General features: G+C 61.5%; 22 protein-coding genes. 19 read left to right on the top strand and 3 right to left on the bottom strand.

Features of this window, described 5'->3' with window-relative positions; genetic code table 11:
* The first annotated feature begins 18 nt into the window (after window positions 1-18).
* Window positions 19-1,413, top strand: a complete 1,395-nt coding sequence (gene mobV, locus AC1G9L_RS08975) for a MobV family relaxase (RefSeq protein ID WP_481070766.1) — start codon at window positions 19-21, stop codon at window positions 1,411-1,413.
* Window positions 1,414-1,639: 226 nt separating this feature from the next.
* On the opposite strand, the gene AC1G9L_RS08980 is transcribed toward mobV, so the two are convergent.
* A protein-coding gene (locus AC1G9L_RS08980) for an IS3 family transposase (protein ID WP_481069175.1) occupies window positions 1,640-2,745 on the bottom strand; the annotation gives its coding sequence in 2 pieces (ribosomal slippage) (window positions 1,640-2,487 and window positions 2,487-2,745; 1,107 coding nt in all).
* A gap of 323 nt (window positions 2,746-3,068) precedes the next feature.
* On the opposite strand from AC1G9L_RS08980, the gene AC1G9L_RS08985 reads away from it, so the two are divergent.
* The 3 genes from AC1G9L_RS08985 (at window position 3,069) to AC1G9L_RS08995 (ending at window position 5,781) form a co-directional block, all read left to right on the top strand.
* Entirely contained in the window at window positions 3,069-3,623 is a 555-nt protein-coding gene (locus AC1G9L_RS08985) for a hypothetical protein (RefSeq protein WP_019800008.1), read from the top strand.
* Between the two features lie 528 nt (window positions 3,624-4,151).
* Window positions 4,152-5,288, top strand: coding sequence for an ImmA/IrrE family metallo-endopeptidase (locus AC1G9L_RS08990; RefSeq protein ID WP_019800007.1), 1,137 nt, complete (start codon window positions 4,152-4,154; stop codon window positions 5,286-5,288).
* A gap of 10 nt (window positions 5,289-5,298) precedes the next feature.
* Window positions 5,299-5,781 (top strand): hypothetical protein, encoded by a 483-nt coding sequence (locus AC1G9L_RS08995; protein ID WP_019800006.1) that lies wholly within the window; start codon window positions 5,299-5,301, stop codon window positions 5,779-5,781.
* A 248-nt stretch (window positions 5,782-6,029) separates the two neighbouring features.
* On the opposite strand, the gene AC1G9L_RS09000 is transcribed toward AC1G9L_RS08995, so the two are convergent.
* Window positions 6,030-7,133, bottom strand: coding sequence for a tyrosine-type recombinase/integrase (locus AC1G9L_RS09000; RefSeq protein ID WP_019800005.1), 1,104 nt, complete (start codon window positions 7,131-7,133; stop codon window positions 6,030-6,032).
* 250 nt (window positions 7,134-7,383) lie between these two features.
* Here AC1G9L_RS09000 and AC1G9L_RS09005 point away from each other — a divergent pair, with 250 nt between their 5' ends.
* From AC1G9L_RS09005 to AC1G9L_RS09075, 15 genes are all read left to right on the top strand, one after another.
* The gene (locus AC1G9L_RS09005) at window positions 7,384-7,641 is read left to right on the top strand and encodes a hypothetical protein (protein WP_010342095.1); all 258 of its coding nucleotides are present in this window, start codon (window positions 7,384-7,386) and stop codon (window positions 7,639-7,641) included.
* A gap of 288 nt (window positions 7,642-7,929) precedes the next feature.
* Window positions 7,930-9,564, top strand: coding sequence for a type IV secretory system conjugative DNA transfer family protein (locus tag AC1G9L_RS09010; protein WP_010342094.1), 1,635 nt, complete (start codon window positions 7,930-7,932; stop codon window positions 9,562-9,564).
* A gap of 405 nt (window positions 9,565-9,969) precedes the next feature.
* On the top strand, window positions 9,970-10,392 hold the full coding sequence (locus AC1G9L_RS09015) for a hypothetical protein (protein ID WP_017907227.1): 423 nt from the start codon (window positions 9,970-9,972) through the stop codon (window positions 10,390-10,392).
* Window positions 10,393-10,452: 60 nt separating this feature from the next.
* Complete coding sequence (locus AC1G9L_RS09020) at window positions 10,453-11,460, top strand: VirB8/TrbF family protein (protein WP_019799448.1); 1,008 nt, start codon at window positions 10,453-10,455, stop codon at window positions 11,458-11,460.
* Window positions 11,457-12,218, top strand: a complete 762-nt coding sequence (locus AC1G9L_RS09025) for a TrbG/VirB9 family P-type conjugative transfer protein (RefSeq protein WP_481070770.1) — start codon at window positions 11,457-11,459, stop codon at window positions 12,216-12,218. The genes AC1G9L_RS09020 and AC1G9L_RS09025 overlap by 4 nt, the downstream gene beginning before the upstream one ends.
* Window positions 12,215-13,387 (top strand): TrbI/VirB10 family protein, encoded by a 1,173-nt coding sequence (locus AC1G9L_RS09030; RefSeq protein WP_019799450.1) that lies wholly within the window; start codon window positions 12,215-12,217, stop codon window positions 13,385-13,387. Before AC1G9L_RS09025 ends, AC1G9L_RS09030 begins: the two co-directional genes overlap by 4 nt.
* A gap of 19 nt (window positions 13,388-13,406) precedes the next feature.
* Entirely contained in the window at window positions 13,407-14,450 is a 1,044-nt protein-coding gene (virB11, locus tag AC1G9L_RS09035) for a P-type DNA transfer ATPase VirB11 (protein ID WP_019799451.1), read from the top strand.
* Window positions 14,451-14,594: 144 nt separating this feature from the next.
* The gene (locus AC1G9L_RS09040) at window positions 14,595-15,470 is read left to right on the top strand and encodes a lytic transglycosylase domain-containing protein (RefSeq protein ID WP_481070772.1); all 876 of its coding nucleotides are present in this window, start codon (window positions 14,595-14,597) and stop codon (window positions 15,468-15,470) included.
* A gap of 68 nt (window positions 15,471-15,538) precedes the next feature.
* Window positions 15,539-15,946, top strand: a complete 408-nt coding sequence (locus AC1G9L_RS09045; protein WP_481071080.1) for a TrbC/VirB2 family protein — start codon at window positions 15,539-15,541, stop codon at window positions 15,944-15,946.
* Window positions 15,939-16,250, top strand: coding sequence for a VirB3 family type IV secretion system protein (locus AC1G9L_RS09050; protein ID WP_160967317.1), 312 nt, complete (start codon window positions 15,939-15,941; stop codon window positions 16,248-16,250). The genes AC1G9L_RS09045 and AC1G9L_RS09050 overlap by 8 nt, the downstream gene beginning before the upstream one ends.
* A gap of 172 nt (window positions 16,251-16,422) precedes the next feature.
* Window positions 16,423-18,894: a VirB4 family type IV secretion/conjugal transfer ATPase gene (locus AC1G9L_RS09055; RefSeq protein ID WP_481070774.1), complete on the top strand. Its 2,472-nt coding sequence runs from the start codon at window positions 16,423-16,425 to the stop codon at window positions 18,892-18,894.
* Between the two features lie 125 nt (window positions 18,895-19,019).
* Window positions 19,020-19,748, top strand: coding sequence for a hypothetical protein (locus AC1G9L_RS09060; RefSeq protein ID WP_019799456.1), 729 nt, complete (start codon window positions 19,020-19,022; stop codon window positions 19,746-19,748).
* A gap of 80 nt (window positions 19,749-19,828) precedes the next feature.
* Window positions 19,829-20,932, top strand: coding sequence for a type IV secretion system protein (locus tag AC1G9L_RS09065; RefSeq protein WP_019799457.1), 1,104 nt, complete (start codon window positions 19,829-19,831; stop codon window positions 20,930-20,932).
* A gap of 6 nt (window positions 20,933-20,938) precedes the next feature.
* On the top strand, window positions 20,939-21,424 hold the full coding sequence (locus AC1G9L_RS09070) for a DUF4189 domain-containing protein (protein ID WP_481070775.1): 486 nt from the start codon (window positions 20,939-20,941) through the stop codon (window positions 21,422-21,424).
* 255 nt (window positions 21,425-21,679) lie between these two features.
* Window positions 21,680-23,290, top strand: a complete 1,611-nt coding sequence (locus tag AC1G9L_RS09075; RefSeq protein ID WP_019799458.1) for an alpha-amylase family glycosyl hydrolase — start codon at window positions 21,680-21,682, stop codon at window positions 23,288-23,290.
* Window positions 23,291-24,067: 777 nt separating this feature from the next.
* On the opposite strand, the gene AC1G9L_RS09080 is transcribed toward AC1G9L_RS09075, so the two are convergent.
* On the bottom strand, window positions 24,068-26,818 hold the full coding sequence (locus AC1G9L_RS09080; RefSeq protein WP_019799459.1) for a TonB-dependent receptor: 2,751 nt from the start codon (window positions 26,816-26,818) through the stop codon (window positions 24,068-24,070).
* Window positions 26,819-26,985 lie beyond the last annotated feature (167 nt).

A 26,985-nucleotide genomic window follows, 5' to 3' on the forward strand; every position in this document is an offset into this window, starting at 1 on the left:
CCTTACGTGGACCACAACGTGCCCAACTATCCCGTCATCATTCGCGTTAAGAAGCTGGCCACGCTGGCGCAGGTTGTCGCGTCGGGTTCCCACACCTGGCGCGAGCGCCCAACCCACAACGCCGACCCAGCCCGCACACCCGACAACCAGGATCTGCGTCCGATCACCAGTTCGGATGCCCTCCGTTCGGCGGTCGAGCAACGACTGGCCGCCGTCACAGAGAAGATGGCAGCCAAGCCGGTTCGGTGCATCGAGTACCTAGTCACTGCGAACCATCATGCCTTTCGCGAGAATGGCGGCCTGGTAGACAGTGCCGCCTACTTCCTCGACGCCATGGATTGGGTCGAGCGGAAGCATGGCGCGGCCAACATCGTTGCTGCCAACATCCAGCTAGACGAGCTCACTCCCCACTTGGTGGTCTACGTTGTGCCTTTGGTCGAGTTCGAGGCCAAAACACTAAATCGAGTGGTGATCGCCGGCACAAATTCCGACGGCAGTAAGCGGCGGGAGACGCGCGTCGAGCAGCGAGCTGCCGGCGTGCGCCTGTCGGCCTCACACTATCTGGACGGCCGAGCCAAGCTGTCCAAGTTGCAGACGGACTTCGCTGCCCAGGTTGGCAAGCGTCATGGCTTGGTCCGTGGCGTCGAGGGCAGCAGGGCAAAGCACACTACCGTGCGTGAGTTCTACGCCGGCCTTGAAGCTGTCGGGCGGCCTTTGGAAGCTATCCCGGCGAGCGCTCTGGAACCGCGCGTTGTCGAGGAGGGCGGCTTCCTGAGGAGGACGGTGGTCGAGACGCCGGAGGAGGTCGCCGAGCGTCTCACCGCTGGAATGCGGAAGCTATACGCCCCGACCGTCGCGGCTGCCGGCGGCACTGGGGTCGAACGCAAGAAGCGCTTGGAGGCTGAGGCCTCAGCTAAGGCCAAGGCTGATCAAATCGCCCAGATCGCGCCGCTGGTCGCGGTGGTAAGGGATCTCCCGCCGATGCAGTTCGCCCAGTTGGTCGAGCACGCCCAGGGGCTGCAGCGCGCCGCTCAGCTCGCTGCAGAGGCCGCGCGGCGCGCGGCAGAGTTAGGCCGGCTGCTAGCCAGGAATGCTGCATCGGCCGCCGGACGCTATGCACGGGCTGCCATTGAGGCGATCAAAGCGGTCGGCGACCACACCCGCGTTGCCTGGGATGGCGTTGATGTGCAGTGGCGCGAGGCAGCAAAGGCTGGCCGCGACGGGTCGGCTCTGAGCGAGGTCACGGTGGTGCAAACAATTTTGGAGCACTCCCCTCACCAAGCAGCTATCCAAGCCAACATGTGGCCAGAGGAGCGTGCCGCACTGCTGGTCAAGGCCATGGAGAGCGATAAGGCCCTAGGTCGTCCCGGGTTGGGGGATCCGCTGCCGCGTGGGCCATCACTGAACCTTTGAGTCCAAATGTGGTCTCCTTCACAATTGTAAAAATAACAATGAAAATAGTATTGAAAGACAATTTTTGTTGTATCAATATCATTGTCAAGTGATAGGCGGGCAGAGCTAAAGCCATGTCGTATTCAGAGTACATTCGCGGCGTTCAAAACGAGCGTTTTGCCAATCAGCTCCAGATCCAGCGGCTTTCCCGGAGCCGACGTCCCCCCGCTTTCAGTAGCGGGGCTCTTTAGAGTCCGGGTTTCATCGTAGCGGCTTTGGCTGCTAGCTGTTGGGCATAGGCGGCCGGGGGCAGGCCGCCCAAGATCTTCTTCGGTCGCTCCTCGTTGTATTCCCGTCGCCAGGTCTCGATTTCGGTGCGGGCGTGCAGCAGCGTCGGGAACCAGTGCTCGTTGAGGCATTCGTCGCGCAGGCGGCCGTTGAAGCTCTCGATGTAGGCGTTCTGGTTCGGCTTGCCTGGCTGGATCAAGCGCAGCTGCACACCGCGCTCGTGGGCCCACGTCACCATCGTCTTGCCGCAGAACTCCTTGCCGTTGTCGGTGCGGATCACCTGCGGCAGACCCCGTGTCAGCGCCAGCCGATCCAGCACCCGGGCCACGCCGTGACCAGAGATGGCCCGCTCCACCTCGATCGCCACTGCCTCGTGCGTGGCATCGTCGACGATGGTCAGGGCCTTGAGCACCCGGCCCTCGGCGGTGCGGTCGAACACGAAGTCCATCGACCAGACCTGGTTGGCGGCTTCAGGCCGAAGCAACGGCTGGCGCTCGCCCAGCAGCACCTTCTTCCGCTTGCGCCGGCGCACCTGCAACCTGGCCTCCTGATACAGCCGTTCCACCCGCTTGTAGTTCACCGGCCACTGCTCCTGCCGCAGTTTCAGATAGATCATCCCGACGCCGTAGCGCTTGTGCCGCTGCGCCAGCGCCAGGATCCGCTCGCGCAGCTCGACGTTGCGATCCGGACGCGGGACGTAGCGCAGCGCGCTGGCGCTCATCCGCACCACGGCCAGAGCCCGTCGCTCCGTGAGCCCGCGCTCCATCAGCTGCCGCACCAGCATCCTGCGCGCCGGTGCGGTCACCACTTTTTTCGCAGGGCATCCTTGATGACGTCGTTCTCGAACAGCTGCTCGGCCAGCAGCTTCTTCAGCCGCGTGTTCTCCGCCTCCAGCTCCTTGAGCCGCTTGGCCTCCGGCACGCTCATGCCGCCGAACTTGCTGCGCCACAGGTAGTAGGACGCCTCGCTGAACCCGTGCCGCCGGCACAGGTCCTTCACCGCCACGCCGGCTTCGGCCTCACGCAGAAAGCCGATGATCTGCTCTTCGGAAAAGCGCTTCTTCACGTCCAATCTCCGTCTCGTTGGGGATTGGACTCCAAATCGCCGTGCTACTCAAAACTGGGGGGACGTCGTGACGGCGGCGAGATCGATCGCAAGGTGGAGTGGTTATTCGAGAGCCGCCCGATGTTCCGGGCGCGCCGGCACCATGCGCTGAACGATGCGGAGGTGCTGCGGTTGGCTTGGCGGCTATGCAGGACAGAGGAGTAGGCTGCAGGCAAGTAGGGCAACCGAGAGCCACCAAGCCATTTGCGAGGTAGGATTGACCCCCGGAAGAGCTGACAGCGAGGATAATGACGCTATCGGCCAGCACCCGATGGCCACAAGGAATGGCATTGAGAACGGAGTACTTCCCACAGCTAGTGGTCAGTGGTCAAAGGGTCGACCTGTCGCACCTAGATCCTCTGACGATCACCTTTGAGAGCGAGAAGGTGGGGAAGGCCTTGAGGGTCGCTGTCACCTTCACCAATCACTGCTTCAGTGCTTCGTATGGAGAGATCCCGCACCCGGCCGGCGATACGGTGATTTGGGACGGGCAGAAGATGCGGACCTTCTGCCCGACGCGCTATCGGCTCTCTAAGGATTTGCCGGATCTAATCCGCGCGATGCCTGAGAAAAAGGTGATCCTCGTTGCGCATGAAACGACTTGGGTCCACACCCTAACAATCCAGGACCCAAGCGGGCCGTACCACTTATTTCTGACGATCAAGCGCAGTGCCAAGGAAAAGCGAACTTGGCAGGATGTCGATGTGATCGTGGAAAGCGCGTATCAGGAGACACGCAACGCACCGACCACCACGGGCAGCTGGCGGCCATTCGTGATCGTGTGCGGTGAGGCCTACCTAGCCAATCCTCAGAAGCCCAACAAGCGGCGCAGACGGTAATGGGCAAAAGAAAAGGGCGCCGAAGCGCCCTTTTCAGTACTCAGACCCCGGAACCACTTACGAGGCATCGTGGATGCCTACGGCCGAAGCCGCTGGGAAGCGCTCGATTTCACCGGGTCAGTCGCTTCGTCTTACGAAGCAGACTATAGCGTTATGCAGCCGTTACAGCAAGCAAATGCTTTCCGGGGTTTCGGGATCTTAAGGTTGTAGCTAGGCTACAGGGCCTTCCCTCTCGAGCCTGGGCTTTCATGAAAATGAACGAGGGGCTCACAACCAGCCTGTTGAGCACTGCGTCAAATGAAATGATCAGCGGCGCAAGTCAGATGATCATACGCAGTTTGCGTGCTGGGCGGGCGCTATCGCCGCAAGACCCACCGCTGCGTATGAAACCGGACACGATGACGCCTATCATTCAACCAAGTCGCACCTGTGATCGCACAGCAGGCTCAATAGAAGCAGACCAATGTACTGGATTGCGACCGGAAGCGGGAGTTTGCTAATTTTGCCAAACTGCCGTATTGTCCGTCCATGCATGATGAACCGACGACTCCTGGTCAGCTCCTGACGCACCTCCTCGCAACCCGGGGGTGGAACAATCGCGCTTTTGCCGGCGTCATCGGTCTGGATGAAGGTACTGCGAGCCGATTGGTTGGTGACAAGAAGCCGATCAATGCAGTTCTCGCTCTCCAGCTAGAGCAAATCTTCGAGGTGCCGGCTGAAGAGTTCCTTCGCCTGCAGGCCGCATACGATTTGGCCATTGCGCGCTTGAAGCAGCGGCCCGACCCAAAGGCGGCTCAGCGTCAGCTGATTTATGGCGAACTCCCGCTTTCGGCGATGATCAAGCGTGGTTGGCTCGATGCACCCTCAGTACGAGATCGCCCTGCCGTCAACGCGGCGTTGACGCGTTTTTTTGACGTCGAAACGCCAGAGCAGATTGAACTTCTTCCGCACGCTGCGAAGCGGTCCGAGGTGGGAGCCTCAGCAACACCAACACAGATGGCCTGGCTCTATCGCGTCAAGCGATTGGCCAGCGAAATGGTCGTCCCCACCTATTCGGAAGCCAAAGGGCGCGCTGCAATTGAACGTCTGAGCATCCTTCTGGCTTCAGCGGACGAGGCACGTAAGGTCCCCCGGGTCCTGGCCGAACATGGCATCCGCTTCGTCATCGTTGAAACCTTGCCGGGCGCAAAAATTGACGGTGTGTGCCTGTGGCTCTCGGACACTGCACCAGTGATCGGTATGAGCATCAGGTTCGATCGCATTGACAACTTTTGGTTCGTTCTTCGGCATGAACTCGAACATGTCTTACGGGGCGACGGCAAAAGTGAAGCTGTTGTGGACGCTGACCTTGACGGGTCGGCTGGAGGCACAGGCAGCGATGTGGCCGAGGAAGAGCGAGCTGCCAATCTAGCAGCGGCGGAATTCCTAGTGCCAAAGACAAAGATGGATGCCTTCGTGGTAAGGAAGGCGCCGTTTTTCCACAGTGACGACATTGTCGGATTTGCCCGAACTCTCAAGGTCCATCCGGGGTTAGTTGCAGGTCAACTGCAGCGCAGGATCGGTAAGTACAACCTTTTCCGGGACCACCTGGTGAAGGTCAGGTCGATCGTGATGCCAAGTGCGATCGTTGATGGATGGGGCAACGTCGCCCCGATTTCCGATTAGGAGGTGACGCATGGCCCGCAAGCGCCAAGAGATGCAGAGAATCATCCGCCTGTACCGCGAATCTACAGGCGATGTGTCAGTGAACATGCACGAGGTTGCAAAGTTTGCTGCCAAGATGGGGTGGCCGTTACCCACTCCGAAGAGTGCACTGGATCGTCTCGCTGAGCAGTTCTCCAGCGCCGCCCGCGAGGAAACTCGTCATGATGAGGTTACCGGTCGCCCGTACCGATCAAATCTGGCTTACACCGAATACAGCAATGGCAGCCAGTTGGTGCTGTGGGCCGATATTGACCAGGCTCCCCGTCCTATCGCAAGAAAGGCTTTCGTCCAGCGGCGTGAGCAGATGATCGGCGATGCGGTCCAGCTGACGCTGGATGTTGAGCATTGGAATCGGGTTCATAAAGACGATGAACCTATCGAGATGCCTCTCGATTTTGCTCCGGACGTTGAGTGGCGGTTGGCAGCCAATGATCCTGGCGAGAAGGTGGCCTGACCACTCAGCTCTCTTGGTTCTCTCGGCCAATGCGGAGTTGGTGTGGAATGCTTCCTAATCGACGGGAGAGCAGCGGTTCAAAGTAGGAGGTGGCGGGGGAACTCCCGCCGATGACAGGGCGGCTTCGGCCGCCCGCTATGGCCGTCGTGTCCTCCATGTGCCTACCCAGTTTGTGCGCGGCCGCGGGCCCTGGACGCCAGGTCGCGTGTTCGCGCCCTGATGACTGCGTTACGTGACCATATCGCCTATCAGCCAAGCTTCTTTGCCAGATCCTCGGCTTTGGGATGGTAATAGCGCTTGAGCATCCGCAGGTCCCGATGTCCAGTGACAGATGAAAGCTCAATGAGGTTGGGCAGCTTCTCTGCGAGCCGTGAGGCAGCTTCGTGGCGAAGGTCGTGGAAGTGCACATCCTCAAGGAACTTCGGAGATGGGCTGCGCTGGGCTTCCTCGCAATCTTTGAAGTAACTTGCACGGGCCTGCTTCAATGCCCGCGAAAAGCCTTGCTTGATCGCCTCTGCGGTGGTTGGGAACACTGGCCCGGCGAGGTTTCGGGGAAGCTCTTTGAGGATCCTTAGAGCCTCTTTCGATAGCGGCACGTCACGGGGATCGCCGTTCTTTGTATCAGGAAGGTGTGCAACCTGTCGCTTGAGGTCGACATGCTCCCAGGCAAGCGAAAGCAGTTCGCCCCGTCGCATGGCGGTCTCGATGGCCAGGCGGACCAGGGGAGCAAGCCAGGGATTCCTGGCGATGCCTTTGCCGTAGCTGTTCCCTTGCGGGCGCTCAGTAGCTTGGAGCGCAGCGAGCAGGTAGTGCTCCTCATCGGTACTCAAGCGTCGCTCCCGTGCCCGCGGCGGCGTGGGGCGTTTCACGTAGCGGATAGGGTTCTCGATGTGGATGCCCCATTCACGGCGCGCATGATTGAGGACTGCTGACAAGATGCCGAGCTCGCGCAGGATCGACGCCGGCCCGACTCTCTTGGATCTGCGATCGCGCCATTCCGCGAGCGCTGCGCTTGTGATCGCGGACATCTTCAGGAATGGAAGGACAGGGTCTTCGAGGAAGATGCCGATCTTCACGGCTTCCATTGCCATGCTCTTCTTTGTCGGGGAGACTTCCCGCGCGTAGCGCTTCAAGACAGTCGCAAAGGTGGTCTTCTCGGCCTCGCGCCGATCAACAAAGCCAGATGTCTGCAGTTCCCGCTCCGTCGCCTGGGCCCACTTTTCAGCGTCGGCTTTGTAGTCGAATGTCCGGGACATCGAGGGATAGCCCTTGACCCGGACCTTCGCCTGCCATTGCTTATCCCCGCGCTTGGAGATAGTCCCCATGTCGTTGTCCCAGAACTGTCCCAACAACTGCTATTTTATTCGCAAGGTGTTGAAATGACAATGTTTTCACGTACCTTGACATGGTAGGGGTCACAGGTTCGAACCCTGTACCGCCCACCACGACGCGAGATGCGAGCGTGGAAACGACAAAGCCGGCGCAAGCCGGCTTTTTTGCGCCTGTGCGATGGCCATCGGCCAGCTCGGCAGCAGAGCGCTGGCCGCGCGGCCAGGCTTGCTTTAGCATCCGAGCGGACGATCAGGCGAGGAGGCCAGGCGCATGGTGGAATACCATCATACGGTGCAAGTCAAAGGACGCTACCAGCTCGTGGCGTTGACCCGGGAGCCGGAATACAGCCCGGCCAACGTGGTCGGCTATGCGGTCACCACCGACGGCGGCGCCCGCATGGATCCGCACGACATGTCCTGGGACGAGGCACGGGTCTTCCTGGATAGCCTGGTCGAGCGCGATCGGGACGCGGTCAGTGCGGAAAAGAAGCCTTCGCGGAACAGGCCGAGCACGCGGCAGCGCCGCTGAAACGCAATACCCATCCGAGGCCGTGGCGCCGCCCGCACGGCTGGCGGGCAAGGCGAGCCGCAGCCATGGGGGCGCCTGGTGCCATCGTGGTCATGGGCTGCCTGGCGACGCCGCCCTTGAACGATGAGCTGTTCCGGCCGAGCCTGCGCCAGGCACTCCCGCCCGCCTCGCAGACTGTCGACACGGGGCGTCTCAAAATGCGGAACTCGCTCTAGAATATTTGCCAGGATGGATCAGGGAGGATAGGGCTTGTCGAATCGTAAACTCGTTGCGGCGGCGCTCGTCGTCGTGCTCACGGCCGTCTGCGGCTATTTCCTGTCCGGCTACCTGGTCCTGTTGCTGTTGAAGCTGGACACGCGGATGTTCGGGCCTGGCACCTACTACCAGTACGTCCACGCCATCGGCTTGCCGGAGGTGGCTCCCTACGTCGGCAAGATCAAATGGGCCGGCTACCTCGGCTTCGGCTTGCCCGGCCTGGTGGCCCTGCTGATCCTGGTGCTGATGTTCAAGCCGGCCAAGCGCAGCCTGCACGGCGACGCACGCTTTGCCGGTGCGGCTGACCTGTCCAAGCACGGGCTGTTCAAGACCAGCGGCGACGGCATCGTGGTCGGCAAGTTCCGCGGCAAGCTGGTGCGCCTCAGCGGCCAGCAGTTCGTGATCCTGGCCGCCCCGACCCGGTCGGGCAAGGGCGTCGGCGTGGTCATTCCGAACCTGCTCGAGTACCAGGAATCGGTGGTGGTCCTGGATATCAAGCAGGAGAACTTCGACCTGACCAGCGGCTGGCGTGCCAGCCAGGGCCAGGAGGTGTTCCTGTTCAATCCGTTCGCCGAGGACCGCCGCACCCACCGCTGGAACCCGCTCAGCTACGTCTCCGACGACCCTGCCTTCCGCGTGTCGGACCTGATGAGCATCGCCGCAATGCTGTACCCGGACGGCTCGGACGACCAGAAGTTCTGGGTCAGCCAGGCGCGCAACGCGTTCATGGCGTTCTCGCTGTACCTGTTCGAGAACTGGGACGACGAGCGCAACATCGGCTTCCCCGGCGGTCTCGGCACGCCGACGCTGGGCGCGATCTACCGCCTGTCTTCCGGCGACGGCACCGACCTGAAGAAGTACCTGAAGTCGCTGTCGGAGCGGCGCTTCCTCAGCGGCAATGCCAAGTCGGCGTTCTCCAACCTGCTGTCGCAGGCGGACGAGACCTTCGCCTCGATCATGGGCACGCTCAAGGAGCCGCTCAACGCCTGGATTAACCCGGTGCTGGATGCGGCCACCAGCGACAACGACTTCCTGCTCACCGACCTGCGCAAGAAGAAGATGACCATCTACATCGGCATCCAGCCCAACAAGCTGGCCGAAAGCCGGCTGATCATCAACCTGTTCTTCAGCCAGATCATCAACCTCAACACCAAGGAACTGCCCAAGAGCAATCCGGCGCTGAAGTATCAGTGCCTGCTGCTGATGGACGAGTTCACCGCCATCGGCAAGGTCGACATCATCGCCTCGGCAGTGTCATATATGGCTGGCTACAATGTCCGTCTTCTGCCGATCATCCAGAGCATGGCCCAGCTCGATGCCACCTATGGCAAGGACATCTCGCGGACCATCATCACGAATCATGCACTGCAGATTCTCTACGCTCCGCGCGAGCAGCAGGATGCCAACGACTACTCCGAGATGCTCGGCTACACCACCTTCCGCAAGAAGAACGTCACGCGCGGCAAGGACGTGACCCGGAGCGTGTCGGAGGAGAAGCGGGCGCTGATGCTGCCGCAGGAGTTGAAGGCGATGGGAAACGATCAAGAGGTGTTCTTGTACGAGGGCATTCCGCACCCGGTGAAGTGCGACAAGATCAAGTACTACAAGGATCGCCACTTCACCGCGCGACTGCGGCCCAAAGTCGACATTCCGACGCTCTCGATTTAAAAGTGTGACGAAAAACACCTATTTTTTGGGCGAATTTATCATTTGAACGATTTTTTGCCAAATGCTTGACGTGAGCATGCCCTCCGGCACATTCTCGCGAGTATGGCGATGCGTTGGTAACAGAAACAGGTACAGGAACAGGGGCGTGGGCCGACAGGCGCACGTAAGGGGTGACATGGAAGGTTTGTCGTCAAATTCCGTTTTCTTCGGCGCCGATCGCGCGGCCTCGGGAGCATGCCGTTGCCTGCCGCGGATCCGTGTCCGTGCCGCTCCCGGCAGCTCCCTTCTTGCGGCGCCTGTGTCGCGTGGTTGCGTCGAATTCCGCCATCCAGCAGTGGGCCGCCTGCGCGCCGCCCGCTCTCTACACGTTTCCGCAATTCAGAGGCTCGCGTGAAAAGAACGCATATGTTTCGGCTGATCGCTACGTTGAGTGCCGTCGCGCTGTTGAGCGCCTGTGCAACCAGGCCCGCGCCCGACTTTCGCGGCAAATGGAAGCCGGTCAACCGTTTCTCCGAGTCGACCATGGAGATCCCGCTGTACTCGTCGTACGTGTACCAGGCGATTCCGATGGACGGCACGCTGAAGACGATGCTCGAGCGCTGGGCCAAGGATTCGAATATGCAGCTGTCCTACGGCATCCAGTCCGACTACACGTTGTATGCGCCGGTGGCCAAGATCAACACCACCAGCATCCAGCAGGCAGTCGCCGAGCTGAGCGTGGTCTATGCACAGGAAGGCCTGAGCGTGACCGCTGCGGGCAATCGCATCCTGGTGCAGCCGTCGTCGTCGGTGAGCGGTACGCCGGCGACCAGCGGCAGCGCGAAGTGACGTCACCGCCGGTGCGCACGCTGCGCGCCGGCAGCCATATTACGAACCTGGTGAAGTCTGATGTTCGGTAAAAAGCAGGCCGAAAGCGAAAACGTCAACAAAGCGGTCGCGAAGGCGGTCAACTACGAGATCAGCATTGCGGATCTGGCGCGCCGCAGCGAGCGCCGCGCATGGTGGGTCGCCTTCGGCGCGATCATCATGTGCCTGCTGCTGGGCGGCGGGTACTACTACATGCTGCCGCTGAAGGAGAAGGTGCCGTATCTGGTGATGGCGGATGCGTACACCGGCAATTCCACGGTGTCCGTGTTGCGTGATGTTGGCGAGGTTCGCAGCGTCACCAACAGCGAGGCGTTGGCCAGGAGCAACGTGGCGCGTTTCATTACCGCCAGAGAATCCTACGATTCAGAGATGATGGGGCTCAACGATTGGAGCCTGGTGTTTTCGATGGCGCCACGCGATACCGGGGTAGGGGCGGAGTACTTCAGCCTTCACGCGCCCAGTAATCCCTCCGCGCCCTATTACATCTATGGCAAGACGCGGTCCATTCGTGTGAAGATCCTGAGCATCTCATTGCTCGGTGGCAACGGCAAGCCGTACACGGGTGCAAATGTGCGCTTCCAGCGCAGCATCTATGACAAGAGAACCGGTCAATCGACCTTTCTCGACAATAAGTTCGCCATTCTCGGTTTTCGTTACAACAATAACCTGGCCATGGACGAGGATCTGCGGACGCAGAATCCACTGGGTTTTCAAGTGACTGATTATCGTGTGGACAACGATTATTCGGCCATGCCGGTTCCGCCGTCGCCTGCCGTGCAGGCGCCTACGGGCGGAGCGGCGCAACAGCTGCCTGCCGGTCAGATGCCGGGCGCCACCGGACAACTGCCGACGCAGCAAATGCCCGGTCAGCAGGTCGTGCCAGCAGGCGGCGCAATGCCCGCTCCGCAGCAGGCACCGGTGGCCAATCCGGGGAGCGCGCCCGTCTATCCGGGGACGCAGCCCGCTGCGGCCCCTGCTGCACCCAACGTTGCACCTCAGCACAATGGTAATGGAGCGAACGTTCGATGAGTTTCCTGACGAAAACCGGTTCGGCGCATATTGCGTTGCTGGCTCTGGGCCTGTTCGCGCCGATCGCGTCGGCCCAGGTGGTCCAGCAGTACGAGTACGAGCCTGACAAGATCTATCAGGTGCGTACCGGCCTGGGCATCACCACCCAGATCGAGCTGAGCCCGAACGAGAAGATCCTCGATTACAGCACCGGTTTCACCAGTGGCTGGGAACTCAGCCGTCGCGAGAACGTCTTCTATCTGAAGCCGAAGAACGTCGACGTCGACACCAACATGATGATCCGCACCGCGACCCATTCCTACATCCTGGAATTGAAGGTGGTGGCCACGGATTGGCAGCGGCTGGAGCAGGCCAAGCAGGCCGGCGTGCAGTACAAGGTCACCTTCATCTATCCGAAGGACACCAGCTTTGCCGCGGCCAGCGACGAGGTGAAGGACGAGTCGCAGCTCGATACGCGGCTGACCAAGGACCGCCATTACTACTTCGACTACGACTATTCCACGCGCTCCAAGCAGATGTGGATCGTGCCGAGCAGCGTCTACGACGACGGCAAGTTCACCTATATCAAAATGGATCTGACGCGGTTCCCGACAGGCAATTTCCCGGCCGTGTTCGGCCGCGAGAAGGAAAGCGACGAGGATTTCCTGGTCAATACCACCGTCGAGGGCAACACCCTGATTGTCCACGGGACCTATCCCTTCCTGGTCATCCGCCACGGCAAGAATGTTGTCGGCTTGCGTAGGAACAAGCAAAAGTGAACTCGAATCTACCTCCGTCTGACGAAAACTACGGCCGCGATAACGGCCAGCCGCGCAATCCGCAAGCGGACGACGCGCCGCGCGAGAATCCCTATTTCGCTCGCCAGCAGCAGACTGCCGACCCGGATCTGGATGCCAACGAGCCGGTGCTGCGCTCCAGCGACCTGAAGAAGCTCAATCGCAAGGCGCTGGTGTTCCTGGCCGGTATCGCCGCGCTGCTGATCGTGGCGATCTTCTGGCTGGTGAGCGGCACCAGCAAGCCAGAAGCGGCACCGAAGCCGCGCCAGGAAGCGGTGGTAGCGCCTGCGCTGCCGCAGACCGCGGCGCCGCCGCCGGTGCAGCCGGCCGAGCCGGTGCCACTGGCGGAACAGCCGAGCCTGCCGCCGCTGCCGCCGATGCCTACCGACAATGACCCCTCGATGCAGCCGTCTCGGCAAGAGCGTGGGCCATCGTTGCTCGAGCGGCGTATGGCGGGTCTGCAGCAGGATTCCGGTGCCGGGCAGGGCATCGGTGGCATGCCGCAGGCGCAGGAGCAGGGTGGCGCACCGCAGGATCAGGTGACGTCGGCAAAGCCGATTGCCAATCCGGATGGGTTGCTGGTGCGTGGCACTTATATCCGCTGCGTGCTGGAGACCCGGATCATCACCGATTTCCCGGGCTTCACCTCCTGCATCATCACCGAGCCGGTGTACTCCATCAACGGCCGCCGCCTGTTGCTGCCGAAGGGATCGAAGATCCTCGGCCAGTATGGCGCCGCGGAGCCGAGCGGCCCGCGCATGCAGGTGGTCTGGGACCGCATCACCACGCCGACCGGCATCGATGTGACCCTGGTCGGACCGGGTGTGGACAACCTCGGCAGCGCCGGCCATCCGGGCCAGTACAGCGCGCATTGGGCCAGCCGCATTTCGTCCGCGCTGATGATCAGCATGCTCAGCGACGCCTTCAAGTGGGCGGCGGCCGAGCATGGTCCGAAGACCACGACCACCGGCCTCAATTCCGGCATCGTCACCGAGCAGCCGTTCGAGAGCAACACGGCGCAGTCCATCCAGCGTCTGGCCGACCAGGCATTGGATCGTCGCCGTCCCGCCACCGTGACCATCAACCAGGGCACCATCGTGAACGTTTACGTCGCCAAGGACGTCGACTTCACGGCCGTGTTGCCGCGTTGACCGAGATCGAGACAGCGACGTGACGTTCGACGACTCTCCGACCGCGCAGATCTCCACGGACTTCCTGGATTACCAGTATTCGGTGCTGGGCATCCTGGATTATCTGAACTCGCCGGAAGTGACGGAAATCTGCATCAACCGTCCCGGCGAGCTGTACCTGGAGACCTTGCGCGGCTGGCAGCGGATGGACATCCCGTCGCTGACCTTCGACCGCGCCCGGCAGTTCTGTACGGCGGTGGTCAACGAGAGCAATACCGGTCAGCGCATCACCGATGCCGATCCGGTGGTGTCGCTGACCTTTCCCACCGGGCAGCGCGCGCAGTTCGTGATCCCGCCGGCCTGCGATGCCGGCAAGGTGTCGATCACCATCCGTCTGCCGTCCAAGCACACCAAGACCCTGGAGCAGTACAAGCAGGACGGCTTCTTCCAGGAGATCCTGGAGGTGCAGTCGGGGCTCGGCGAGCAGGACCTTGAGTTGCTCGAGTTGCGGCGGCAGCGTGATTACGCTGAATTCTTCAAGAAGGCGGTGCTGTTCAAGAAGAACATCGTCGTCGCCGGCGCCACCGGTAGCGGCAAGACCACCTTCATGAAGTCGCTGGTGAATCACATCCCGCACGAAGAGCGGCTGGTGACGATCGAGGACGCGCGCGAACTCTTCATCAGCCAGCCCAATTCCGTGCATTTGCTCTACTCCAAAGGTGGACAAAGCACGAGCAACGTCACCGCGAAGAGTTGCATGGAAGCGTGCCTGCGCATGAAGCCCGACCGCATCATCCTCGCGGAGCTGCGTGGCGACGAGTCGTTCTACTTCATCCGCAACTGCGCCTCCGGTCATCCCGGCTCCATCACCAGCTGCCATGCTGGCAGCATCGGCCAGACCTGGGACCAGCTGGCGTTGATGGTCAAGGCCTCGGCCGAAGGCTCGGGCCTGGAGTTCGCCGTCATCAAGCGGTTGCTGATGATGACCATCGACATCGTTGTCCACATCAAATCGCATGCAGGCCGGCGCTATATCACCGGTATCGATTTCGATCCGGAGCGCACGCATTCGGGTGGAGGGTGAATATGTTCATTGAGGTGACAAGGCGAAAACCCGCCGATTGACTTTGAATTTTTCTTCCAACACGATTGATTTGCGACACTGCGGCGTTCCGGTCGATTGCCATGACGCCGATGCATAGGGAGTAACCACGGCATGTTGCCAGGCATGGAATTACTCAGCTGTCCCGAAATGGCGGTTCCGGCTGAAGTCATGCAGCACGTTGTGCGCGTCGAGTCGTCGCACAACCCGTTCGCGATCGGCGTGGTCGGCGGTCGCCTGGTGCGCCAGCCGCAGAACCTGTCCGAAGCGGTGGCCACCGCGCGGATGCTGGAAGAGAAGGGCTACAACTTTTCCCTCGGTCTGGGGCAGGTCAATCGCTACAACCTGATCAAGTACGGCCTGGATACCTACGAAAAGGCCTTCAAGACCTGTCCCAACCTGCAGGCCGCGTCGAAGATCCTGGCCGAGTGCTACAGCCGCTCGGGCGGCAACTGGGGCAAGTCGTTCAGTTGCTACTACTCCGGTAACTTCGAGACCGGGTACCGCCACGGCTACGTGCAGAAGGTCTATGCGTCGATCAACCAGGGCAGGGCGCTGGCCGCGTCCACCGCTGGTGCGATTCCGGTGATTCCCGCCGGAGGCGTGCGTCGTGCGGTCAACGACTCGGTGAAGGCCGCGGCGGTGCGCGAAGTCGATTCGATCGTGTCGCGGCGCATCGACTCGGCGGCCGATCGACTTGCCAACGGGCTCGCTGCGCAAGGCCAGCCATCGATGCGTCCCCAGGCAGCCCTGCCGGCGCAGCAGCCGGCGGGTGTGTTGGGCGCTGCGGTTGCTCCGATGCAGCCGGCTGCCGCGTCCGACCCCGATCTCTATGTGATACGACCGACAGGCGCCGGCAAAGGAGTGGCGGTTCCTGCAGGTGGCGGAGCGCCCCCCGCTTCGCACGTTCCCGCGTCCGCGCCTCAGGCCGTGGCGGGAGCGGCCGTTCCTGGCACAAGTACGCCTTCGCCGACGTCTGGCGACGGAGCTTTCGTATTCTAGCCAGATGCAGTAAGCCGGCCATGCAAATGGCTTCTACCCCCTGTTTCCCAGTCAAGGAGATACTCATGATGTTCAAGAAAGGTGAAGTGAATTCCAACGCCAAGATTGTCGGCCTGGCGGCCCTGAAGGCGGCATTGTTCACCGCAGCCGTGTTCGCTTCTGGCGTCGCGATGGCGGCGGGCAACACTTATGCAGGCACCGATACCAAGGTCTGCGGTTTCCTCAACAATACCAACGGCATCTTGAACATGGCGTCCGTCCTGGTGGTGACCATCGCGGTCATCTTCGCCGGCTACCAGATTGCGTTCGCACACAAGCGGGTGGCGGAAGTGGCGCCGGTGCTGCTTGGTGGTGTGCTGATCGGTGCAGCGGGACAGCTGGCGAAGATGCTGATCGGCAAGGATGCTGGGAACTGCGACGGCACCGCCGCGTCCGCGAGCATCCAGTTCATCCAGCACGTACTGCACTATGCATAAGAATGTACTTTTCCGGGGCTGCACCCGGCCTGCCATGTTTTTCGGGGTGCCCTACATCCCGTTCTTCATTGGCGCGGGCGGCGGCTTCCTGATGGGTATCTATTTCGACATGCGGTTGTTGCTGCTCATTCCGATCGTCGTCTTCGTCATGCAGCAGATGACCAAGCGGGACGAGATGATCTTCCGCATGCTCGGGTTGCGCTGGATGATGAGGATGCGCGTGCGCAATCTCCAGCGCTACTCCGGCATGTGGGTGTTCTCGCCGAATGAGTACAGGAAAGAGGTGCCGGGCGCCAAGCGCTAGCTTGGAACCGGGTGTCGGGTCTAGACCCCATGCACGACGCCTGTGTCGTGCATGGGGTTGTTCGGTTTTTCATGTCGACTCGCCGGCAGTGCTGGTGTGGGCGAGGTCGGCGGTTCCCGGGGCGTGAGCGCCGGGCCTTGGCAAGACGAAACGGATTCTGAGTTACCCAATTATGTTCATCCCAGATACGTCGATCAGCGAGTTCATCTCTATCTCCACGCATGTGGCGCCGTCCGTTCTGAAGACGACGGGAGGAGATTTCATGCTGGTCTGGCACTTGGGCGGGCTTCCGTTCGTGGGCCGCGAAGAGTGGGAGATCGAACACCGGCACAATACCTTCAACCGCATGCTGCAGACGTTGCGCGCCCCGGATTTCGCCAACGTGGCGTTCTGGGTGCACGATGTGCGCCGACGCCGCCGCATCAAGAACGGCAGCAAGTTCAAGCAGGCGTTCAACCAGGCCTTGTCTGATCAGTACTACGGGACATTGTCCTCGCAGAAGATCATGCAGAACGAGCTGTACATGACCATGATCTATCGCCCGGTGGTGACCGGCAAGCGGCTCATGGACAAGTCGTCGAGTATTCCCCAGCTGCAATCCGAGCAGGACCAGGCGATCGCCAAGGTGCTTGAGCTCGCCGGCAACGTCGAAGCCGTGCTGAAGGACTACTCGCCCTATCGGCTGAGCATGTACGAAGCCAGCAACGGCGTGGTGTTCTCCGAGGCGCTGGAGTTCTTCGGCTATCTGATCAACCGCATCGACGAGCCGGTGCCGGTGCTGCAGGCGCCGGTGCCCGCCTACCTGCCGGTCAGCAAGCACATGTTCGCCAACAAGACCGGCGACTTCGTGATCAAGACGCCGGAGGGCATCAATCATTTCGGCGCCATTCTGAACATCAAGGAATACACCGACGGCACCTATCCGGGCATCCTCAATGGTCTGAAGTATCTCGACTTCGAGTATGTGGTGACCCACTCCTTCAGCCCGATGGGCCGGCACGACGCGCTGAAGGTGCTCGATCGCACCAAGGGCATGATGGTGTCCTCGGGCGACAAGGCGGTCAGCCAGATCCATGAGCTCGACCTGGCGATGGATCAGCTGTCGTCGGGCAATTTCGTGTTGGGCGAGTATCACTTCACCATCGCCGTTTACGCCGAGACGCAGGAAAAGCTCGCGCAGCAGGTGGCGACGACGCGTGCCGAGCTGTCCAACGCCGGCTTCGTCTCGACCAAGGAGGATTTGGCGGTCGCCTCTTCGTTCTACGCGCAATTGCCAGGCAACTGGCGCTATCGCACGCGTCTGGCCAATGTCAGCTCGCTGAACTTTCTCGGCCTGTCGCCGCTGCATAACTTCGCCCAGGGCAAGCGTGACAACAACCCGTGGGGCGAATGCGTCACCACTTTGCAGACCACCAACGGTCAGCCGTATTACTTCAATTTCCACGCGACGCATCCGGCGGAAAACTCGCTCGGCGAGAAGGCGATCGCCAACACCATGGTGATCGGCAAGTCGGGTACCGGTAAGACCGCGTTGATCAATTTTCTGCTCAGCCAGGTGCAGAAGTTCGATCCGATCCCGACCATCTTTTTCTTCGACAAGGACCGCGGCGCCGAGATCTTCGTGCGCGCCTGCGGCGGAAACTACCTGGCGATGGAGAACGGCAAGCCTACCGGCTTCAATCCGTTCCAGTGCGAGCGCACCGAGGCGAACGTGCAGTTCCTGGCCGACCTGATCAAGGTCCTGGCCGGCAAGCTCGAGTACACCTCGCGCGAGGAGGAGGACATCTTCCGCGGCGTGGAAGGCATGCTCGATACGCCCATGCACCTGCGCAGCATGACCAACTTCCGCAAGAGCCTGCCCAACATGGGCGATGACGGCCTGTACGCGCGCATGCGCAAGTGGACCGCCGGTAACTCGCACGGCTGGGTGTTCGACAATCCGGTCGATACGATCGACCTCGAGAAGGCGAGCATCATCGGCTTCGACTACACCGACGTCATCGACAACCCGGAAGTGCGCGTTCCGGTCATCAACTACCTGCTGCATCGACTGGAGGCGCTGATCGATGGCCGGCCGCTGATCTACGTGATGGACGAGTTCTGGAAGATCCTCGATGGCAAGGGCGGCCTGAAGGAGTTCGCCAAGAACAAGCAGAAGACCATCCGTAAGCAGAACGGCCTGGGCATCTTCGCCACCCAGAGTCCGGAGGATGCGCTGGCCAGCGACATCTCCGCCGCTTTGGTCGAACAGACCGCGACCATGATCCTGCTGCCCAATCCCAATGCGAGCAAAGAAGACTACATGGACGGCCTCAAGCTCACCGAGGCCGAGTACCAGGTCGTGGTCAGCCTGGACGAGCGCTCGCGCTGTTTCCTGGTCAAGCAGGGTCACGGCTCGTCGGTGTGCCAGCTGAATCTGCGCGGCATGGACGACGCGCTGTCGGTGATCTCGGCGTCGACCGACAACATCGAAATCATGCACCAGGTGCTGGAGCGCAAGGCCAAGGAACATGGCGTCGCGCCGGACGATCTGAAGCCGGAGCAGTGGCTGAACGAGTTTTATGACAAGCGCAAGGGCTCCGGAAAATCGGCTCCGGTCAGGTCGCCGTCTTCGGACAACCGAGGGGCTGCCGCGGTCATCTGACCGGCGCGCCGGCGCGTCCACGAATTTCTGCGTCTCTCTGAAAGTTCTGTGTCGAGGTGTGTATGGACAAGGCTATGAAATCTCAAAATCGAATTCGCATCGTCGTCGTCGCGTTTGCGCTGTGCATGCTGTTGCCCGCCACTGCGCTTGCGCAGTGGGAGGTGATCGACAGGGAGCAGATCAAGCAGAACGAAAAGAATACCGATACGCTGGATAAGAAGCTCGACAAGATCCGCGAGGACAATCAGATCGGTAAGGCGGGAGGAGAAAAATCCAGCGGTGAGGAAGTCGAGAAGCCCAAGGAAAAACTGGAAAAGATCGACGACAACTACGGCGTTTCCGATTGCGCGAGTACCACGTCCGGAACGCCCGTGTCCACGGAACAGCAGCAGACGTGCGAACTCATCCAGAAGACGCGTAACTCGCAGTTCAACTACATGGTCGCGATGTACGACATTACTGCGAAGCGGCTGGAACGGCTGCGCGCGATCGAGAAGGAGCGTCAGCAAATCAACGAGACGCAGATCGGCAAGCTGGAAGACAACACCAACAAGCTGATCGCGCTCAAGGCGCTGATGGACATCGACCGGCAGCAGACGGAGGCAGCGATGTTCGCGTATGAGAAGCGGCTTTCCTACCTGAATCAGGTGCAATCCGCAGGTGCGTGGGCGGCGATGAATGGCAAGAAGGCGCCTTCGGCCACGAACACGGGCGGTGGTGGCCTGTTCGAAGGATTTTCCGGTCTGAGCGACTTCGCCAGCAAGCTCGTCGGTGGCGCAGTGATGGGCGGGGCGTTGCAGGCGGTGAAGACGTCTCAGCCGGACCGTTTCAAGCGATTGAGCATCGAAGACTGATTACATAGTCCGATCCGTTCTGAAAGGAATCGATCGGCAAGAAGCTGCCCAGCGGTGGGCGTCGGCGTTACGGAGCGGTCATGGGATTTCTCGATAGTTTCAGCAATTACGCGTTTTTTACGCTCATCAACAATTTTCTGCGCGATGAAATCGACTATTTCCAATGGTCGTTGCTGATTCGCATGTCGTGGTGGGTCACGGTCACGGCGATGAGCGCATTGACGCTGTGGATTCTGTTGAAAGGCTATCGCGTCGCGACGGGCCAGTCGCGTGAGTCGGCCATGGAGCTGGTGGTGACATCGCTGCGTTCTGCGTTGATCATCGGCGTGGCGATGAGCATGGTGTCCGCCGCCAGGCCGGGGGCGACCTCCGGTGACGCCGCGATGGACGGCCTTTACTGGAAGCTGACCGACGGGCTGAGCAGCGCGATCGTGAAGACAGTGACCGGCAGTTCGGAGAGCCCCTATGCCGCGATCGACAAGAATCTCGCGCTGATGCAGGTGGCGATGACCAGCATCGATCAGATCAACACGGCCGGTAACGCCGAGCGCGAGAAGGAAAAGGACCGTGCACGGCTTTTCACCGGCCTGGGCATGGCGGGGCCGGGTGTAGTCGGCGGGTCGTTGTTGCTGCTGAACAAACTGGCGATGGCGCTGTTCATCGGCTTTGGGCCTTTGTTCATCCTGTGCCTGCTATTTGATGCCACCAAGTCGCTGTTCCAGAAATGGTTGATGTACGGAATCGGCACCGTCTTCTCCCTGGCCGTCCTGAGCTTTACGGTGGGCCTCGCCACGAAGGTGATTGCTGCGGTGGGGGCGGGGTTTCTCGCCACGTGGGCCGCGTCGAATGGGACGGGCGAAGGTGTCAGCAGTATGGCGTTGCAACAAGGAGGAATCGGCTTGGTGTTGAGCACGCTGATCATCACGGCCCCGCCGATGGCAGCCTCGTTCTTCCAGGGCACGTTGGGTCAGTTCTCGCCGTACTCCGGATTTGGTGCGGTTGGCAAGGATCCGGGGTCTGGAAGGCCTTACACCCCTCAGTCGCCCAACCTTGGAATGAATGGCAATCCAAATCAGTCTGTAAATTCTCAGGTTAGCAATTACGCTAATATGAATAGAAATTCTGGCGATCAGACTCAGGTCGCGATGCCTGGGAGTCGTGCCGCTTATGATGGTAGGGTTTAATTAATTATGAATAAAATTTTCTCCGTCTGTCTTTTTCTGAGCGTGGGATGCCTCATCTCTCTCGATTCTTTTGCTCAGACTCGCTGTCCTGCTGGGACGCAGGCAGGAAGCGCACAATGTTTGCCTGATGATGAAGCAGCTGCGCCATCCAGGCCCACGGGTGAGTGGGTCAAGACTTGGGGGGCTCTTTCCAGTTCTAATGGTGTGCATGGCGCTTGGTCGACAAAAGGAAAGTTTAGTGAGGAAGAGGCGCGCGAGGACGTTTTGAGTAAATGTTCTCAGGCTGGGGGGCGCGATTGCATCTTGGATGCGACATATTTTAATCAATGCATCGCTGTTGCTGGTTCTAGTAATACAGGCGTCAATACTAATACTGGCGCAAGCGAAAAGGTTGCCAGTCAAAGAGCATTGAGTGATTGTCAAAAGAAATCAGCTGCAAAGTGTTCAGTCGTTTTCTCAGATTGCACAATGCCGATTTTCAAGAAATATTGATTAGTGGATTTTTGTCTTGGCATTATTTTCAATGCGTTATTTTATTTTCCTTGATTATAATTTTGACGTTTTATTTGTTTAAGGCGTTGGTTACAGTGAATGCCGGGTTGCTCCAAGATTGTTGAAGTGTTATGTAAGTCGACTTTCGCTGAATACGTATGCAGGCCCCGCTGAGATTCCTGCATCAACGCTACTCTAACGCAGCGTTTCGCGTGCCCGTCGCACGCGCGATCTCTGCCCGAAGGGGGGCGTTGCATGTCTCAGGCTCCATGGTGGCGCGGTGCTGTCATCTATCAGATCTATCCGCGCAGCTTCCTCGACGCCAATGGCGACGGTATCGGCGATTTGCCCGGCATCGTGCGCAAGCTGGACTACATCGCCGCCTTGGGCGTGGATGCGATCTGGATCTCGCCGTTCTTCAAGTCGCCGATGGCCGATTTCGGCTACGACATCGCCGACTATCGCGAGGTCGATCCGCTGTTCGGCACCATGGCCGACTTCGATGCCTTGCTGGCCAAGGCGCATGCGCTGGGCCTGAAGGTGATGATCGACCAGGTGCTCAGCCATACCTCGGTGGAGCACGACTGGTTCAAGGAGAGCAGGCAGAGCCGCGACAATTCCAAGGCGGATTGGTACGTGTGGGCCGACGCCCGCGAGGATGGAACGCCGCCGAACAACTGGCTGTCCATCTTCGGCGGTGTGGCGTGGCAGTGGGAGCCGCGCCGTGGGCAGTACTACCTGCACAACTTCCTGGCCTCGCAGCCGGATCTGAACTTCCACAATCCGCAGGTGCAGCAGGCGACGCTGGACAATGTGGAGTTCTGGCTGGCGCGCGGCGTCGACGGCTTCCGGCTGGATGCGATCAATTTCTGCTTCCACGATCCGCAACTGCGCGACAACCCGCCCAAGCCGCCGGAAAAGCGCGTCGGCCGTGGCTTCAGCCCGGATAATCCGTACGCGTTCCAATACCACTACTACAACAACACCCAGGCGGAAAACCTGCCGTTCCTGCAGAAGCTGCGCAGCCTGCTCGATCGCTATCCGGGCACGGTGAGCCTGGGCGAAATCTCATCGGAGGATTCGCTGGCGACCACGGCCGAGTACACCCGGGCCGGGCACCTGCACATGGGCTACAGCTTCGAACTGCTGACCGACGATTTCAGCGCCGCCTACATCCGCGAGACGGTCTCGCGCCTGGAAGCGGCGATGACCGAAGGCTGGCCGTGCTGGGCGATCTCCAATCATGACGTGCAGCGCGCGGTGACGCGTTGGGGGCAGGGCGCGGAGACGCCGGCCTTTGCGCGGCTGCTGATCGCGATGCTGTGTTCGCTCCGTGGTGCGGTGTGTCTCTACCAGGGCGAAGAACTGGGCCTGGGCGAGGCGGAGGTGCCGTTCGAGGCGCTGCAGGATCCCTATGGCATCGCGTTCTGGCCGAATTTCAAGGGCCGCGATGGATGCCGGACGCCGCTGCCGTGGGAGGCTGGCGAGCACGCCGGTTTCAGCACTGGCACGCCGTGGCTACCGGTCGCGCCGGCGCATCGCGCGCAATCGGTGGCGGCGCAGGAGGCAGACCCGGATTCGGTCCTGCTTGCGATCCGCCAGTTCCTGGCCTGGCGCAAACGCCATCCCGCGCTGCGCGAGGGCGACATCCTCTTCCACGAAACAGCCGAGCCGGTATTGATGTTCGAGCGTCGCCACGCCACGCAAACCTTGCTGCTGGCGTTCAACCTGTCCGCCGAGGCCGTCGACGTGGCCATGCCCGAGGGAGGCTGGCAGGCAATGCAGGTCCCAGGTGTGGTGCCTGGCGCCGTCGGTGAGCGCTTGCGCTTGCCCGGCTATGCGATGGTGTGCCTGCAGGGCGCGTGAGCGCGCAGGGCGACGGCTTTGCCGAGCAGCCGTTGATGCATCTGCGGCACAGCAAGCATTCCGTTGGGTGAAGGGACAATCCGGCGGCGCATTGCGCCGGATTCGGCAGCGTGTAGGTGGTGACGACGTCTGCGCCCGATTGAACAGCGCTCATCGGGCTTGCCGTCTTCCGTTGGTGGCGTCCGGTGTTCGCCATGAGATCGAGGCAGTTGGCCGGCTGCGGTCAGACAGCCAATCCAGAGGCTGCGTTGCTGATCCGGGCGGTAAACGGTCTCGCCATGCCACGCTGCCCACGCTGGCGCTACTGCCACGAAGCTTCAAGGGACGTGTGCCGCACTGTCGGTCATCGCCAGGAAATCGCCAAGCGCGCGCGTCGCCAGGCCAATGCGGTTCCCTCCAGCAGCGCCAGTGGCGCATCTGCCGCCTCTTGGCTGCAAGCTATGCATCGGCCCTGCTGTCCCTCTCTTGGTCGGCGGCCGTAGCGCCGCTTTTTCGGCGCCGATGGCCCGGAGGACGACCAGCGTCGGTGATTCGGACCGCCGATCGGATGTATGCCGGGATGGAGCTGTCCCACCTTCGCGAAGCGTAGCGGCGATTTCCTGCGAACCCCGCGTCTTCCCTCCGCCAGGCAAAGCACACCGCCATCGCAACGCGATCGCAATTCCGCTTCGCCGCTCGATATCCGGGTGCTCGGCAGCACCGCAGCCGGCAATCGCCCAAAGAAAACGCCCGCCGGGTGTGCGCCGGCGGGCGTCGTCTACGTGCTCTAAGCCGGGCTCAGAACTTGTAGTTCACGCCGAGCATGTAGGTGCGTCCCCATTCGACGTACTCCAGCGGGCGATCCTTGGTGCCGGCGTAGGTGCGGTAGGGCGAGTTGGTCAGGTTGCTCGCCTGCAGCAGCAGGCTCAGCCCGTCCAGGGTGCTGCCGTCGGCGAAGGTGTAGCTGACCTGGGCATCGGTGACGTTCTCGCCGACCACGTAGCGCAGCGTGCGGTTGCCGTTGAAGTTGCCGATCTCGCCGATGAAGTCCGAGCGCCGCCGCTGGCTGACGCGCGCCTCGAAGCCGTTGCGCTCGTAGTAGGCGGTGAAGTTGTACACGCGCCTGGACAGGCCGGGCAGGTCGATCGGCGCCGAGCCCACGCTGGAGGCGCTTTCGGGATCGACGATCTTGATGTCGCTGTCGTTGAACGTGGCGCTGGCCTGAATGCCGAAGCAGCGCAGGCTGTCGGTGAACATGTCCAGCGGCAGCGAGGCGGTCAGCTCCAGGCCGCGCAGGGTGCCGCCTTTGCCGTTCTGCGGCGAGGAGAAGGTGCCCGTCGTCTGCACCGGCACGGTCATGTTGGGCGGGCGCACGTAGCTGGCGAGCAGGGCGGAGAAGTCGTAATCGTCGCGCGATTGCGTGTAGATGTAGCTCTTCAGGTCCTTGTAGAACACCGCCGCGGCGACGTAGGCCTTCTCGCCGAAGTACTTCTCGTACGACAGGTCCAGCGCGTTGGCCCGCCACGGGTCGAGCAGGGGATTGCCGCCGCTGCCGCCGGGCTTGCCGGTAGAGGTGTCCACGCCGAAGTCCAGGCCGGCGCGCATCTGGTCCACGCGCGGCCGCGCCACCTGCTTGGCTGCGGCGAAGCGCAGGGTCTGCTGGTGCGGGAACAGGAAGGCCAGGTTGAGGCTCGGCAGCCAGTCGTTGTAGGTCTTGCCGGCGTCGATCGGCAGCACGTTCTGGCCGGCCGGACGGGACTGGTCGAAGTAGCTGGACTGCGAGCTCTGATCGGCATGCTGCAGCTGTACGCCGATGTTGCCGCGCACACCGACCTCGCCGATGTCGGTGTTGATGTTGGCGCGGAGCCAGGCCGTGGTGATCTTCTCCTGCACGGTCCACGACTTCGGAATCAGGTAGTCCAGGTTGGTGACCGGGTTGAAGTTCATGTAGCGCGAGACCGCCGCCGGCACGTTCCAGGCCGGGATGGTGCCGATGCCGGCGAAGCCGAGGTTGACCGGGTCGTACTGCAGATCGCTGGCGATGCTGGTGTCGCCCTGCGCGCCGAGCAGGATGTTGCCTTCGGCCTGGGTCTTCTGCTTGCGCCGGTCGGCGTAGTTGACGCCCACGTCGATGTCCGAGAACCAGGTCAGCGCCTGCGGTGCCGGCAGGGTCGCCGCCAGGCGGCCGCCCTTCAGCCGGTCCTCGACCTCCGGCACCTTGCCGTAGCCGGAGCCATAGATGGTGTTGGTCAGGAACAGGTTGTTCGGGTCGGAGTAGTCGCGGCCGGGGGTGATCTGCGAGAAGTCGTTGGGCTTGATCACCAGGCCGACCGTGTCCAGTTGCGGCATCGGCACCAGCTGCAGGTTGTTCTCCAGGTTCAGCTCCTTGCGGGTGGCCTTGGAGTAGTTCAGGTCGGCCATCAGGCGCACGCTGCCGAGGTTGAACTCGTTGTTCCAGCCGAACGCGTCGATCTTGTCCTTGCGCTTGTTGTACATGCCGCGCACCAGCGGGTACACGCCGCTGGCAGTGCCGCCGGTGAAGCTGCCGCTGGCGTCGACCTGCGGATTGGTGATCAGCAGGCCGGGCGTGTAGCCGCCGTTGTAGTTGCTGAGATTGACCTCGAACTGGTTGGCGGTGTCGATCTGCTCGGCTTCGGTATGGAACGCGTCGAAGGTGCTGGTCCAGGCGTTGGACGGACGGAACTGCACGGTCGCCATGACGCCGTCGCGCTTGTTGTTGCCAGTGCGGCGCAGCGCCTTGATGCCGTCGGAGAAGTAGGTGCCCGGGGCCACGCCGGGGCGGCTGCCGTTGTCGGTGTTCTGCGTGGTCCACGGCTCGTACAGGCCGACCTGGTTTTCCTGGATGGGCATGTCGCTGTGGGCATAGCCGATCGAGAAGCCCAGGGTGTTGTCCAGGAACTGGTCGATGTAGCTGGCGCTGAAGCGGTTGCCGAAGGCGTCGACGTTGGCGGCCTTGCCGAGCGAGCTCTTCTGCAAGCGGCCGCTGACGGCGATCACCCGGTCCGGAAAGCTCAGCGGACGCACGGTCTGCATGTCGATGGTGCCGGACAGGCCTTGGCCGACCAGGCCGGCATCGGGCGTCTTGTATACGGTCACGCCGTTGACCAGCTCCGACGGGTACTGATCGAACTCGACGCTGCGGTTGTCGCCGGTGCTGACCACTTCGCGGCCGTTGAGCAGGGTGGTGGCGAAGTCGGGCGACAGGCCGCGCACGCTGATCACCTGGGCGCGGCCGGCGACGCGCTGTGCGGCCAGGCCGGGCAGGCGGCCGAGTGATTCGGCGATGCTCACGTCCGGCAGCTTGCCGATGTCTTCGGCCGAGATCGCTTCGACGATGGACGTCGAATCCTGCTTGATCGCGATGGCGTTCTCGATGCCGCGGCGGATGCCGGTCACCTGGACCTTGTCCAGTTCGGTGACCGGATCGTTGGATGTGGTGGCGGTGGTCTCGGACTGTGCCGCAGCCAGCATCGGCGTCATCGCGACGGCCAGCGCCAGCGTCAGCGCGTTGCGCTTGTGGTTCAACATTTTCCCCTCCCAGGCAATGTTGTCTTGCGAATGTCTGAACCGGCGAGGCGGCCGGATGTGCGTGTCGCGCAGCCGCAGGGCGGTGTCGCGATTGCGCTGTATGGTAGACACGCGGCTTGGTCGCGAACGCCCGCTGCATACGTATTCACTGGCCTGCATCGCATTGG

Source organism: Xanthomonas sp. NCPPB 1132 (genome assembly GCF_056629235.1).